Genomic DNA, 14,401 nt, shown 5'->3' on the forward strand with positions numbered 1-14,401 from the left:
GTCATCGGGCTCAGCGGATGAGGCCACCCAGCAGCCCGCCCAGGCCACCACCGCCCTGGGCGCCACCACCGCCCGGCGTGTTGCCGCCCCCACTGCCCAGGTTGGCGAGCATCGGCATCACCGCGAGGATGCCTCCCACCAGCTTCGGATCGAGCCGGGACTTCAGGAAGTTGAGCAGCAGCGGCGCCACCAGCGAGGCCTTGCCCGCGTCGAGGTTGAAGCGCTGCAACAGCGCCACCACTCCCGCCACCTCGCCCGCCTGACCCATGGCGCCACCGAGCGCGCCCATCAGCCCGCCTCCACCACCGCCGGACGCCTGGCCCTGTCCCCCGAGGAGACCGCCCAGCCCGCCCAGCGCCCCCATCAGCCCGCCACCGGACTCGGGCTGCGAGGCCGGCTGCGTCTGCGCCTCCGCCTGCTGCTGCCACCCCTGCATCTCGGGAATGGCCTGGCCCATCTGGTCCGCCGCCTCCGGCCCCATCTTCTCCTTCACGGTCCCCTGCACCAGCTTGAGCAGCGAGCCCGCGAGCCCCTGCGCCTGGTTGGAGTCCACGCCAAGCTGCTGCGAGAGCTGTCCGATGAAGTCCATTCCGTGCTCCTCCGTCTCTTCAAGAGCGGCGGTTCTAGCGGACCCCCCACTCCCTTCCCATCCGAAAACCGCCCCACGGCCAGCACGGGCGTCCGTTGCAGGACGGAGAGACGTGTATCCTCCTTCCATGAGATCGCGGCACCGCTCGCTCCTCGCCCTCGCGCTCCTCGCCCTGGTGTCCGGATGCAGGCGTCCCTCCGGCTCCCATGCGGAGGACGCGGGCACCCGGCCTCCCCCCGCGCCGGGTCACCAGGGCACCGTGACGGTGAAGGGCTCGGACACCATGGTCATCCTCGGCCAGCGCTGGGCCGAGGAGTTCATGAAGGCGCACCCGGAGGCGAAGATCCAGGTGACGGGCGGCGGCTCGGGCACGGGCATCGCGGCGCTCATCAACGGCACCACCGACATCGCCATGTCCAGCCGACCCATCAAGGACGCCGAGCGGCAACAGGTGCACCAGCGCCGCCCCTCCGGTCCCGTGGAGCTCGCCGTCGCCCTGGACGGCATCACCTTCTATGTCCACGAGACCAACCCGGTGGAAGCGCTCAGCATCGAACAGCTCAAGGCCATCTACCTGGGCGACCTCACCCGCTGGAAGGACGTGGGCGGCAACGACGCGCCCATCGTCGTCTACTCGCGGGAGAACTCCTCGGGCACCTATGTCTTCGTGAAGGACGAGGTGCTCGGCGGCGAGGACTTCACCCCGCGCGCCCTCACGCTGCCCGGCACCGCGGCGGTGGTGAACGCGGTCAGCCAGGAGCTCAACGGCATCGGCTACGGCGGCGCCGCCTATGCCCGGCACATCAAGGAGTTGAAGGTGAAGAAGGACGCCGGGAGCGAGGCCATCGCCCCCTCCGCGCGGAACATCCAGAGCGGCACCTACCCGCTCTCGCGCCGCCTCTACTTCTACCTGCCCAAGGAGGCCACCGGCACCACCCGGGCCTTCCTCGACTACGTCCTGTCCCCCGAGGGCCAACAGCTCGCCACCACCGTGGGGTACTTCCCCGTGCAGTAGCCCGCCGAGCCGCTGGTACGCGTGGCCCGGGTTTGCGTAGGCTGGCCCCATGATTCAGGGCTCGGGCCGCTGCCACTACCACCCGGAACGCACCGGGCTCGGCATCTGCGTGGAGTGCCGCCGCGTCATCTGCCGCGAGTGCACCACCCAGTTCGAGGGCATCAACCGGTGCGCCAGTTGCCTCGAGAAGCGCCTGAAGGCACTGGAGGGGCCCGCCGAGCGCCGGGAATGGACCGTGGGCAACATCCTGCTGGCCCTCGTCGGCGCCGCCGTCGTCTATGGCGGCGTCCTGCTCCTCTCCCGCATGGCCTCGGGGCGCTGACATGGCCGTCTCCGCGCTCGAACTGCGGCCCCGGGGAGCGGTGGCCATCCTGGATGCGGGCCTGCGCGTGTGCGTGCGCAGCTCCGGCGTCTGGGCCCTCACCCTGCCCGGCGGGGCGCTCGTCACCGCGGCCCTGATGCACCTGACGGACGCCATCACCCACAACCGCTCGCTGACGCTGCCCGCCCTGTGGTTCACCCTGGCCTGGCTCGCCCGGGGCCTCTTCCAGGGCGCCGCCTGCCACCACGTGCAGGAGCTGGTGCTCGGCCAGGGCCCGGGAGAGCCCACCGCATGGGCCTCGCTGCGCGCCGCGCTGGCCCGCACGCCCAGCCTCCTGTGCGCCGTGGCGTACCTCTTCGCCTTCAACCTGATCTCGCTCGGCGTCTCGCTGGGCTTCGCCTTCTTCTTCCTGTCCGCGCACCTCGTCGGCTACGCCGCCACCTTGCAGGGCCGCGGCAGCCCCCTGGGCCTGTACGCGCTGTGCTCGCGGATGCTCGGCCCGGCACGAGGCAACGCCACCGGCGTGCGCATCCTCCTGCTGGTGCAGCTCCTGGCCTTCGTCAACCTCCACATCGCGGCCAATGCGCTGTTCTACGTCGGCCGCAAGCTGATCGGCATCGACCTCACCTTCGTCGAGCGCTTCGCCTCCCTCGACAACACCGCCTGGGTCGTCTTCCTCGCCGCCGCCACCTTCACCCTCTTCGAGCCCCTGCGCGCCGCCACGGCCACGCTGCTGCTGGTGGATGGACGGGTGCGCCAGGAGGGCCTGGATTTGCTGGCCGCGGTGCAGCAGCTCCCCACCCGGAAGGCGTCGCTCGTCCTGCTCGCCGTCCTGGGCACCTGCTTCCTGGCCACGCCGGCCCATGCCCAGGCCCCCGTGAAGCCCCCCTCCCGCTCGGACACGGAGCAGAGCTTCCAGGAGCTGGCCGGGTACTGCGACCTGAAGGCCCCCGCGACGCAGGGCTGGCGGCGGACACTCGACACCCTGAGCCCGGCCGAGGCCCGGAAGTTCCAGCGGCTGGTGCGCGACGTGGAGAAGGACGTCCTGGAGAACGAGGACTGCGGCGCCCTGGACCGGCTCGAGCAGGGCATCACCCTGGCGGCGCAGACGTCCGAGCTGGAGAAACAACAGGCGGATGCGCGAGCGTCCCAGGCACGCGCCCGGGATATCCTCGCGCGCCCCGAGTTCCAGGTGGCCGAGCCCGAGGCGCCCCAGGAGAACACGGCCGAGGAGGCGCCCCCGTCCGGCCTCTGGCAGCGGTTCATGAAGTGGTTGTTGGACCTGCTCGAGCAGCTCTTCCGCCGCACGGAGACGCAGTCCCGGGCTCCCGCCTCCTCGGGCGAGGGGGGACTGGCATCGGCCAACGCCGTGATGGTGGTGGTCATCGCCGCGGCCCTGGTGGTGCTCGCGCTGGTGCTGCTGCGCGCACTTGGCAAGGCGAAGGCCGGCGAGGACGCGCGGCTGGAGGTGAGCACCCAGGACGCGTCCACCCTGGCGGCGGATCCGATGAACGCCCTCTCCCGCCCTCCCGAGGGCTGGGCCCACCTCGCCGACGAGCTGGCCGCCCGGGGCGAGTACCGCGAGGCGGTGCGCAGCCTGTACCTCGCCCTGCTCTCGCGCCTGCACCGCGACGGCGTCATCCACTACGACACCACGCTGAGCAACTGGGACTACCTGCGCCAGTTCCGCAGCCGCCGCGAGTGGGTGCCCTCCTTCCGCGAGCTGACGCTGCGCTTCGACTTCGCCTGGTACGGCAACCTGCCGGTGGGCGCCGACGGCTACCGCGACTTCCGCGCGCTGTGTGCGCCGATGCTGACCGCCACCCCCGCCACCCCGGAGGCCGCCGGTGCGTGACCGTTTCCCGCTGCTCGTGGTGGGAGGGCTGATTGTCACCGCCGTGCTGGGCACGTGGCTGGTGCGCGGCGCGGCCCGGGGCGGCTTCGCCGACACCCTCTCCACCTGGCGCGCCCAGCCCGATGGGGCCCGCGGCCTCTTCCTCCTCGCCCAGGAGAGTGGCCTGCCCGCCGTCCGGAGGACCTCGGACCTTCAAATCATCCAGAAGGGCACGGGCTCGCCGGTGTTGCTCGCGGTGGAGGTGGAGGACGCCCGCGAGGAGGACCCCGACCAGACGGCGCTCGCCGCCGGGCGCAGGGACGGGCCAGAAGACGGGCTGGAGGACGAGGACGTCCCCCGCCACGGCTTCAACCGGCTGCGCGTCCCCGAGCTGAGCAAGAAGGAGACGGACAAGCTGCTCGAGCACGTGAAGGCCGGCAACACGCTCGTCTACGTGCCGTGGGGCTCCAAGGAGAACCCGCTGCTGGACGCGCTGGGGGTGAAGCTCTTCAAGGCGGATACCTCACTGCCCATGCGCACGCTCGTCCCGCCGCTCTCCAGCCCGTACACGCTGGGCGTGGAGCGCGTGGAGGCGAAGGTGCAGGCCTACCTGAAGCTGCCCGAGAAGGGCGTGGTGCCGGTGCTCGCCGACGAGCCGCTGCACATGACGGTGGCGGCAGTGGTGCCCTACGGCGCGGGCAGGGTGCTGGTGGTGGGCGCGCCGGAGCTGGCGATGAACCAGGCGCTCGCGCGCGCGGACAACGCGCAGTTCTGGCTGAGTGCCCTGCGCGCGCTGGGCCCGGGCCCCTACGAGTTCGACGAGCACCACCACGGCTTCACCAACGAGCGCTCGGTGGTGGACTTCGCCCGCCGCTACGGCCTGCACTTCGCGGTGGCGCAGCTGCTGCTGGGGCTGTGCCTCTGGGCGGTGGCCCTCAAGCGCTTCGGCCGGCCGCGCGCACCGCCCGAGTCCACGCGCGTGGGGGCCACGGATGCCCTCTTCGCCATGAGCCGCCTGTACCGCGAGGGCCGCCACCACGGCTTCGCCGCCAGCCTCATCACCCGCGGCCTCACCCAGGAGCTGGCCCTGCACGCCGGCCTGCCCGCCCACGCCCCCGCCCCGTCCGTCGCCGAGGGCCTGGCCGCGCGCGGGCGGGAGGACCTGGCCCAGGGCCTGCGGGCCGTGGTCCGCGACGCCGAGACGGTGTCCGGCGAGGGCGACTTGAAACACCTGGCCACCCGCGCCGCGGTGCTGCGCCAGCGCATCCATCCTTCCGGGCCGCCCTCGCGCGCGCTCGCCGCTTCGACCCCCGAGGAGTCATGACTTCCACCTTCGCCCCCACCCCCGCCAGCAACGCCGTGGCCGCCGCCCATGCCATCCGCGAGGGCGTGCTCTCCGAGGTGCGCAAGGCCGTCGTCGGCCAGGACGAGCCGCTCGAGCTGATGCTCGTGGGCCTCATCGCCGGTGGCCACGTGCTGCTCGAGGGCGTCCCCGGCGTGGCCAAGACGCTCATGGCCAAGGCGCTCGCGCGCGCCGTCAGCGCGGACTTCAAGCGGATTCAATTCACCCCGGACCTGATGCCCGCCGACATCCTGGGCACCAGCATCTTCGATCTGAAGAGCCAGGCCTTCGTGCTGGTGCGCGGCCCCATCTTCACGGACCTGCTGCTGGCGGATGAGATCAACCGCGCCCCCGCCAAGACGCAGTCCGCGCTGCTGGAGGCCATGCAGGAGCGCGGCGTGTCGCTGGAGGGCCGGAACATGCCCCTCTCCCCGCTCTTCACGGTGTTCGCCACGCAGAACCCGGTGGAGTCCGAGGGCACCTACCCGCTGCCCGAGGCGCAGCTGGACCGCTTCCTGCTGAAGATCGACGTGGGCTACCCGGCCCCCGAGGAGGAGGACGCCATCCTCGCCTCGGTGCACCGGGGCTTCGACTCGGGAGACCTGGCGCGCGCGGGCGTGGGGCCCGCGGTGACGAAGGAGGGCGTGCTGGCGGCCCGGGCGGCGCTCAACGAGGTGACGGTGGAGCCGCCGGTGCTCTCGTACGTGCGCAAGCTGGTGGCGGCCACGCGCGCCTCCAGCCGCATCCGCCTGGGCGCGGGGCCTCGCGCGGGCGTGCACCTGCTGCTGGCCTCCAAGGCGCTGGCGGCGCTGCGCGGCCGGGGCTTCGTCACACCGGATGACGTGCGCTTCCTCGCCGGGCCGGTGCTCCGCCACCGCCTGCTGCTGTCGCCGGACGCGGAGCTGGATGGGGCCACACCCTCGGACGTGCTGCGGGAGGTGGTGCAGTCCGTCGAGGTCCCCCGGTGATTCCCACCGGGCGCCTCTGGGTGCTGCTGTGCCTGCTGGCCGTGCCGATGATGGCGGCGGGATTCTTCCCGGGCCTTGGCGGCGTGGTGCTGGTGCTGGATGTGCTCGCCCTGGGGCTGGCTGGGGTGGACTTCCTGCTGGCCCGCCGGGTGCGCCTGGAGGTGAGCCGGAAGCTGCGCGCCCGCCTGTCCGTGGGCGCGCCCAACAAGGTGGAACTGCTGCTGGTGCACCGCGGCGGCCAGGCGGTGGACGTGCGCGTGCGTGACGACGTGCCCGACTCCTTCACCGCCACGCCCGAGGAGGCCCCGCTGCACCTGCCCGCGGACAGCCAGACGCGCTGGGTGTACCGGGTGTCGCCCTCCAAGCGCGGCAGGTTCGCCTTCGGGGACGTGCACGTGCGGGTGCAAGGGCCGCTGGGGCTCGTCTTCCACGAGCGGCACTTCCCCTCGGCGCAGAACGTGCCGGTGTTCCCGGACCTGCGGGGCGCCAGCCGCCTGCTGCTGTCCGGCGCGGCGTTGGACCTGGTGAACCTGGGCCTGCGGCAGTTGCGCCGAGATGGCCGGGGCAGCGAGTTCGCGCGGCTGCGGGACTATGCACAGGGCGACTCGGTGCGCGAGGTGGACTGGAAGGCCACGGCCCGGCGCACGCGGCCGGTGACGCGGGTGATGGAGTCCGAGCGCTCGCAGTCCATCCTCATCTGCGTGGACGCGGGCCGCTCGATGGCGGCGCAGGTGGATGGGCTCACCAAGCTGGACCATGCCGTCAACGCGGCGCTCTTCCTGGCCTTCGTGGCGGTGCGCAACGGGGACCGCGTGGGGCTGGCCGTGTTCGCGGACGGGGTGAAGGCGTACCTGCCCCCGGCGGCGGGCCGCCTTCAGTACCGGAAGATATTGGACACGCTCTACGCCACCACGCCGAGCCTCACGTACGTGGACTACCTGGCGCTCTTCAAGGAGCTGAACGTGCGCCTCACGCGGCGCAGCCTGCTGTGCGTGTTCACGGACTTCCTCGACGAGGAGCAGGCCTCCACCATGGTGGCACCGCTGCACCGGCTGGCGCGGCGGCACGTGCCCTTGTGCCTGTCCGTGCGCGACACCGCCCTCGCGGCCCTGCTGCGCACCGAGCCCGCGGGCGCCGAGCAGGCCTACCAGCAGGCCGTGGCCAGCGAGCTGCTCACCGACCGCGAGTCCCTCAAGGCCAAGGTGAGCGCTGGCGGCGTGCAGATGCTCGACGTGCAGCCGGACGAGCTGAGCCTCGCCGCCGTCAACCGCTACCTCGACATCAAGGCGCGCGGCGTCCTGTAGCCGGACTCAGACGGGAGCCTGGCTGCCGTAGCCGCAGGCCAGGGCGCCATGCTGGCACCGCAGCAGCCCCGGCAGATCGTGCCGCTCCAGGAAGCGCTTGGCGGCCTGGAGATAGAAAGGAAGGGCCCGCGCCGGCTGCTGCCCGAGGTGGTAGTGGGTGGCGAGCTCCAGCGGATCCGGCTCCCCGCCCATCCGCTCCAGCCACTCGCCCGCCAGCCGGTGGCCCGTGGGCCGGACCGTGTCCGACACGAGCCCGTAGGCGGCGTCCCGGACGAGGGCGTGGCGGAAGCGGTACTCGCCCGCACCGGCGAAGCGGCCTCCCGGCTGCGGCGCGATGAGCTCCTGCTCCACGAGTTGCCTCAGGTGGCGATCCAGCGCCTCGCCCACCGTGGATTCCAGCAAGGCCTCCACCCCGCCCCGCCAGAAGGTGCGGCCGAAGACGCTGGCCGCCAGCAGCACCTGACGGGCCGCGGGCTCCATCCGCATCAAGCGCACCTGCAGCACCGCCAGCACCGTCTCCGGCGCCCATTCTCCGCGCTCCTCGGGCACCAGGCGGATGAGCTCCTCGAGGAAGAAGGCGTTGCCGTCGGACAGCTCCACCACCCGGCGCACCGCCGCCTCGGGCACCTGAGGCCCCAGCACCTCCCGCGCCAGCCGCGTCCCCGCCTTGCGGCTCAGCCCATTGAGCGGCAGCTCCTGCACCCGGCGTGACCACAACCCGGGGAACAGCTCCTTCACCTCCGGCCGCGCCAGCGCCAGCACCATCAGGGGCTGCTCGGCCAGGGACCGGAGCACCTCCTCCACCAGCTTCACCGTGAGCGCGTCACTCCAGTGCAGATCCTCCAGCACCAGCAGCACCGGCTGGTGGGAACACTCCGCCTGGAGGAAGTGCACCAGGGCCCGGCCCACCTGGGTGTTCATCTCCAACGGGTCGCTCCGCGCCGCGAGCAGGCGGGGGCTCTCTTCCGCCGGGAAGGGCACCGCGCACAGCTCTCCCAGCAGCGCCGCCACCTCCCGGGCTTCCTCCGCCGGCAGATGCAGGGCCACCCGTTGGGACAGCCGCGTGCGGCGCGTCTCCAGCGGCTCACCCTCGACGATGCCGCACAACTGCCGCAGCACCTGACCCATCAGGCCGTACGAGGCCCCCGCGCCCATCGGGTCTCCCCGCCCCAGCAGCACCAGCGGCGGCTGCTCCCTGCGCTCCACGCGGCGCAGGAACTCGTGGCGCAACCGGGACTTGCCCACTCCGGCCGGCGCCGTCACCAGCATGGCCCGCGCCGCGGGCTCCTCGATGCAGGTGTTGAGGGAGAACTCCAACAGGGCCAGCTCCTGCTCCCGGCCCACACACGGCGTGGGCTTGCCCAGCAGCGGCCGCGAGGCGTCGACGCCCGACTGCTCGCCCTGCAGCAGGAAGGCGCCCGAGTCCAGGCGCGAGAGCTGGAAGCCCGGCCCGAGCAGCCCCGCAGTGACGTCGTCCAGCACCACGTACGCGGACGCGGGCAGCAGCTCCAACTGGCGCAGCAGCCGCCCCGCCCGGTCCATGGCCTCGCCCACCGGCAGCCGCTCGTTGAACATGCCCAGGCCCGTGGTCAGCGCCACGGAGGCCTCGGGCCAGCGCTCCTTGAAGGTGAGGGCACAGCGCGCCGCCAGCGCCGCCTGGTCCGTCGCCGTGCCGCGCTCCGGCACCAGCGTGGCCACCAGCGAGCCGTCCGCCAGCAGCTCCACCCGGACCCCATGCGCCGACAGCTCCGCGCGCAACGCGTCCCGCACCTCGAGCCCCCGCCGGGGATCCTCTGGAGCCTCGCTGGGGAGTTGCGTCTGCAGGGACATCAGCAGGACGCTGGCGAGCTGTTGCTCGGCCCCCTCGAGGCTCACGGGGCGCGGATCCGTCTCGGCCCGAGGCAGCAGCAGCTCGGGGACGGACTCCAGCTCCGCGAGCGCCTTGAGCAACCCGCCGGCATCCGCCAGCCGCCGCTTCGGCTCCTTCACCAGCATCCGGTCCACCAGCCCCTGCATGCTCATGGGCAGGCTGGGGCGCAGCTTGTGCAGGCGCGCCGGCTCGGCGAAGAGGATCTTGGCCAGCACGGCGGCGAAGTGCGGCGCCTCGAAGGGCGGCCGGCCCGTGAGGCATTCGTACAGCACGCACCCGAGCGAGAAGATGTCGGCGGCGGGAGGAATCTCCAGCTCGCTGGAGGCCTGCTCCGGCGCCATGTAGCCCGGCGTGCCCACCACCGCGCCGGTGCGCGTCACCCCCATCAACGCGGGGACGGCCTGCCTGGCCAGGCCGAAGTCCAGCAGCACCACGTCGTCGGGCTGGCCTCCTCGCAGGAAGAGGTTGGAGGGCTTGAGGTCGCGGTGGACGATGCCTTGCCGATGGGCCACGGCCAGCGCCTCGGCGGCCCGGCGCAGCAGCGCCAAGGCCTCGGACAGGCGCAGGGGCTCGCGCAGCAGCCGGCGCGCCAGGTCTTCCCCCTCGAGCCACTCCATGGCCAGGTAGTGCTGGCCTCCCTCGACGGTGCCGTGCGCCACGTAGGACACGATGCCGGGATGGTCCAGCATGGAGAGCAGCACGGCCTCGCGGTTGAAGCGAAGGGTCGTCTCCTGCGCCGGGGCGGCATGCAGCAGCTTGAGGGCCACGGTGCCGCCGGTGTCCCGGTCGCTGGCGCGGTAGACCAGGCCCATGCCGCCTCGTCCCGCCAGGTCCTCGATGACGAAACGCCCGGCGATGAGCAGGCCCTGCGGAGCAATCCCGGGTGGAGGTCTCGGCGGAGATGGAGCCGTCTTGTCACTATCCATGCGGACGGGGACAACCTATCACATCCCCACCGGGCCATCCGCCCTGGGCTTTCACCGGGCGTATGGCCTTCCGGGCGTGGGGCGTACCGCGAGCCCTACGCCGCGGCGTCGCCCCAGCGCTGGCGGGCCAGCTCCAGGGTCCGGGCGTTCTCGGGCACCTGCCGCAGGAAGCGCTCGCGGGCCCCGGCCTCCGGGATGTCACTGGCGCGCAGCCGCACGCACTCCAGGGCCTTGCGCAGGACGGCCTCTCCCGCGGTGGCGTCGCCCTCCGCGAAGCAGGCCTCCGCCAGTGCCAGGTAGCTGGCCACCGCATACACGCCCAGGTTGCCGCCCTGCTCCAACGCCCGCACGCCAGACTCCGCGACCTGCCGGGCCTCCGCAGCGCGCCCCTGAGCCAGAAGGGTGGAGCTGAGAACCGTATGCGCGAAGACCGAACAGGTCAGCAACGGCGTCAGCAGCCGGCACGCCGTGCGCCCGTGCGACTCGGCCTCGAGCAGCTCGCCATTGCCAAGCGTCACCTGCGCCAGAACGGCGTAATGCACGCCCAGCCGGTAGGAGTAGGAGTTCTCGTCGCTCCTCCACTCGAACACCAGCGCTTGGGTCAGGATATCGAGCAACAGGCCGTGGGCCTCCTGGCGGTGAGCGCGCTCGGAGCTGCCCGCCAGCATCAGGCACAGGTGGCTCTGGGCAGCGACCGTCGAGAGGTGGAGCTCCTCGCGCTGGGTGGCGGTCACGACTTCCCTCATCATCCCCAAGGCACCCGGCAGATCTCCCAGGGCGGCAAGGGCCAGCCCGAATTGGTTCTGCATCATGAACACGTCCCGCTTCGAGCCGATCTCGTTGAAGTCCTGCCACCCCTGCTCGGCGGCCTTCAACGCCTGCCAGGGCCGGGCCTCGAAGAAATGAAGGAAGTAGCACTTCAAGAGGTTCATCCAGCCACGTGCCATGGCATCGTGGCGCATGGACTGCGCCCCCACCGCCTGGATGCGGTCCAGGATGGCCTCCAATTTCTGACGCGCACCGGACCAGGAGACCACGACGCCCATGAGCGCGATGGCCTCGATATAGGCCGCGATGGCCTCGGGCTCGGGGGTGGTGCGCGACAGCAGCTCGCACAACCGGAAGGCCTCTTCGTGACCGCCCGCCTGAGCTCCCGCCATGATGAGCCACCCCACCGACCTGCACCACAGGGAGCTGCCCGCCTTCATCCCGGAGAGCGCCGGACCACCAATCTCCAGGGCCTTCCACGGCTGATCCCACCAGAAGGCCACCATGCCCTGGATCGCGCGCATCCGGAGGGAGACATCCCCGCTCGAGCCACAGGCCAGGGCGCTCTCCGCGCACTCCATCGCTCCTCGCAAATCATTGCGCTCGAAGAGCTGCTCGGCCGCCCGGGTGTAGCAGTGCGCGGCACGCGCCAGCTGCTGCCCCAGCTGGTAGTGCGTGGCCAACACCCGCGCATCCGACTCCCCCACCCGCTCCAGCCACGCTCCCGCCAGCCGGTGGCCCACCGGACGATGGCTGTCGGGGACCATGCCGTAGGCCGCATCCCGCACCAGGGCATGCCGGAAGCGGTACTCGGCCTCGGTGGAGAAGTGGCCCTCGGGCCGCGGCTCGATGACCTCCTGCTCCACCAGTTGCCGCAGGTGCGCGTCCAGGCCCTCGGCTTCGCCGTGCGCCCCCAGCATGGCCTCCACCCCAGCCCGCCAGAAGGTGCGGCCGAAGAGGCTCGCCGCCAGCAGCACCCGCCGCTGCCCGGCCTCCATCCGCATCAGCCGGGACTGCAGCACCGCCAGCACCGTCTCCGGCGCCCCGTCCCCCCTGCCCTCGGCCACCCGGCGGATGAGCTCCTCCAGGAAGAGCGCGTTGCCATCCGCCTGCTCCACCGTCCTGTGCACCACGGACTCCGGCACCTGCGGCCCCAGCACCTCCCGCACCAGCCGGGCCCCCGCCTTGCGGCTCAACCCATGGAGCGCCAGCTCCTGCAGCCGCCTCGCCCACAACCCCGGGTGGAGGAGCTTCACCTCCGGCCGTGCCAGCGCCAGCACCATCAGGGGCTGATCGGCCAGCTCCCTCAACACCTCGTCCACCAGCTTGATGCTGAGCCCGTCACTCCAGTGCACGTCCTCCAGCACCAGCAGCACCGGCTGGTGGGCGCACTCGGCCCGCAGGAAGGCCGTCAACGCCCGGCCCACCTGCTCACTCATCAGCCGCGGATCTCCTCGCGCCGCGCGCAGGCGGGCACTGTGCTCCTCCGGGAAGGGAATGGCGCACAGCTCCCCCAGGAACTCCACCACCTCCTGGGCCCGTGCCTCCGGAAGATGCAGCACCGCGCGCTGGTACAGTCTCGCGCGGCGCACCTCCAGGTGCTGCCCCTCCACGATGCCGCACAGCCTCCGTACGACCTGGCCCAGCAGGCCGTACGAGGCCCCCGCGTGCATCGAGTCCTCCCGCCCCAGCAGCACCAGCGGCGGCTGCTCCCGCTTCTCCAGCCGGCGCAGGAACTCGTGGCGCAACCGGGACTTGCCCACTCCGGGCGGAGCCGTCACCAGCAGCACCCGGGCGGAGGACTCCTCGACACAGGCGGTGAAGGTGAAGTCGAGCAGGGCCAACTCCTGCTCCCGGCCCACACAGGGCGTGGGCTTGCCCAGCAGCGGACGGGAGGTGTCGGCGCCCAGTTGCTCGCCTTGCAGCACGAAGGTGCCCGAGTCCAGACGCGAGAGCTGGAAACCCGCTCCAAGCAGCCCGGCCGTCACCTCGTCCAGAACCACGCCGGAGGAGGAAGGCAGCCGCTCGAGCTGGCGCAGCAGCCGGCCCGCACGGTCCATGGCCTCGCCCACCGGCAGCCGCTCGTTGACGACCCCCAGGCCCGTGGCCAGCACCACCGCGGCCTCGGGCCAGCGCTCCTTGAAGGTGAGGGCACAACGCGCCGCCAGCACGGCCTGATCCGTGGCGGAGCCGCCCTCCGGCACCATCGTGGCCACCAGCGAGCCGTCCGCCAGCAACGCCACCTGGGCCCCATAGGGAGAGAGGGCCGTGCGCAGCGAGTCGCGCAGGGCGACGCCCTGATTCCAGTCCGCCGTCTCCTCCGACTGGGCCACGGCGTGCAGGGACACCAGCAACACGCTGACGAGCTTCTGCTCGGCGCCCACCAGGCCCCGAGGAGGCAGCACCAGCTCCCGGCTCGGCGGCAGCAAATCGGGCACCGACTTCAGCGCGGCGATCGCCTCCAACAGGCCGTCCGCATCATGCAGCCGCCGTGCGGGGTCCTTGGCCAGCATGCGGTCCACCAGCACCTGCAGACCCACGGGCAGCCCGGCGCGCAGCGTGTGCAGGGGGGCCGGCTCGGCGAAGAGAATCTTGGCCAGCGCGGCGGCGAAGTGCGGCGCCTTGAAGGGTGGCTTGCCCGTGAGGCACTCGTACAGCACGCACCCGAGCGAGAAGATGTCCGCGGCGGGAGGAATCTCCGGCTGGCTGGAGGCCTGCTCCGGCGCCATGTAGCCTGGGGTGCCCAACACGGTGTGGCTCCCCGTCACCCCCATGAGCGTGGGCACGGCATGGCGGGCCAGGCCGAAGTCCAGCAGCACCACGTCCTCGGGGCGGCCCCCGCGCAGGAAGAGGTTGGAGGGCTTGAGATCGCGGTGGACGATGCCCTGCCGGTGGGCCGTGGCCAACCCCTCGGTGGCGCGGCGCAGCAGCGCCAGCGTCTCCGGCAGGCTCAGGGGCTTGCGCTTGAGGCGATGTGCCAGATCCTCCCCTTCGAGCCACTCCATGGCCAGGTAGGGCTGGCCGACCTCGGGGATGCCATGGGCGACATAGGAGACGATGGCGGGGTGGTGCAGCTCCGCCAGCAGCGCGGCCTCGCGGTTGAAGCGGTAGACCGACTCCGGGGAGTTGGCCCCCTCCAGCAGCTTGAGCGCCACGGGTAGACCCGTGGAGGTGTCGAGGGCCCGGTAGACGCAGCCCATCCCACCGCGTCCGGCCAGCGACTCGAGCTTGAAGCGGCCGGCGATGATCGTCCCCTGGGGATGCGCCCCAGGAGCAAGCGCCGGCGCGGATGGGGCCGTCTTGTCGTCTTCCATGATGTACGCCTGTGTTCCCCACGACCCGAGCGAGTGCTGAGCGCGGAGGCATGCGAGCCCCCCTGGGAACACCCGGGCACGCTAACACACGCGAGAATCCACCCGGGTGGCCAAAGACCCGGCCGGAGGCCCGATGGCCGCTCGGACAC

Annotated in this window: 9 protein-coding genes; 6 read left to right on the plus strand and 3 right to left on the minus strand. The window is 72.0% G+C overall.

The annotated features are described in order from the left end of the window. Positions 1–10 precede the first annotated feature (10 nt). Positions 11–718: a DUF2780 domain-containing protein gene (locus tag NR798_RS33595; RefSeq protein WP_375766616.1), complete on the minus strand. Its 708-nt coding sequence runs from the start codon at positions 716–718 to the stop codon at positions 11–13. Between NR798_RS33595 and NR798_RS33600 the strand changes: the two genes are divergently transcribed. The 6 genes from NR798_RS33600 to NR798_RS33625 are packed head-to-tail and all read left to right on the plus strand — an operon-like array spanning position 717 to position 7,374. After that, the gene (locus NR798_RS33600) at positions 717–1,604 is read left to right on the plus strand and encodes a phosphate ABC transporter substrate-binding protein (RefSeq protein ID WP_375766617.1); all 888 of its coding nucleotides are present in this window, start codon (positions 717–719) and stop codon (positions 1,602–1,604) included. The two genes, NR798_RS33595 and NR798_RS33600, sit on opposite strands and share 2 nt — an antisense overlap. A 49-nt stretch (positions 1,605–1,653) precedes the next feature. After that, the gene (locus tag NR798_RS33605; RefSeq protein WP_375766618.1) at positions 1,654–1,926 is read left to right on the plus strand and encodes a hypothetical protein; all 273 of its coding nucleotides are present in this window, start codon (positions 1,654–1,656) and stop codon (positions 1,924–1,926) included. A gap of 1 nt (position 1,927) precedes the next feature. Continuing rightward, positions 1,928–3,781, plus strand: a complete 1,854-nt coding sequence (locus tag NR798_RS33610) for a DUF4129 domain-containing protein (protein WP_375766619.1) — start codon at positions 1,928–1,930, stop codon at positions 3,779–3,781. Continuing rightward, positions 3,774–5,084: a DUF4350 domain-containing protein gene (locus NR798_RS33615; RefSeq protein ID WP_375766620.1), complete on the plus strand. Its 1,311-nt coding sequence runs from the start codon at positions 3,774–3,776 to the stop codon at positions 5,082–5,084. The genes NR798_RS33610 and NR798_RS33615 overlap by 8 nt, the downstream gene beginning before the upstream one ends. Beyond that, the gene (locus NR798_RS33620) at positions 5,081–6,070 is read left to right on the plus strand and encodes an AAA family ATPase (RefSeq protein WP_375766621.1); all 990 of its coding nucleotides are present in this window, start codon (positions 5,081–5,083) and stop codon (positions 6,068–6,070) included. The genes NR798_RS33615 and NR798_RS33620 overlap by 4 nt, the downstream gene beginning before the upstream one ends. After that, the gene (locus NR798_RS33625; RefSeq protein WP_375766622.1) at positions 6,067–7,374 is read left to right on the plus strand and encodes a DUF58 domain-containing protein; all 1,308 of its coding nucleotides are present in this window, start codon (positions 6,067–6,069) and stop codon (positions 7,372–7,374) included. The genes NR798_RS33620 and NR798_RS33625 overlap by 4 nt, the downstream gene beginning before the upstream one ends. Positions 7,375–7,380: 6 nt before the next feature. On the opposite strand, the gene NR798_RS33630 is transcribed toward NR798_RS33625, so the two are convergent. Both NR798_RS33630 and NR798_RS33635 read right to left on the minus strand, forming a co-directional pair. Beyond that, positions 7,381–10,170, minus strand: a complete 2,790-nt coding sequence (locus NR798_RS33630; protein WP_375766623.1) for a protein kinase — start codon at positions 10,168–10,170, stop codon at positions 7,381–7,383. Positions 10,171–10,265: 95 nt separating this feature from the next. Next, positions 10,266–14,252 carry a serine/threonine-protein kinase PknK gene (locus tag NR798_RS33635; RefSeq protein ID WP_375766624.1) on the minus strand — a complete coding sequence of 1,329 codons (3,987 nt, stop codon included), beginning with the start codon at positions 14,250–14,252 and terminating at the stop codon, positions 10,266–10,268. Between the last annotated feature and the right edge of the window lie 149 nt (positions 14,253–14,401).

The organism is Archangium gephyra (assembly GCF_042230915.1).
Lineage (GTDB): Bacteria > Myxococcota > Myxococcia > Myxococcales > Myxococcaceae > Archangium > Archangium gephyra_B.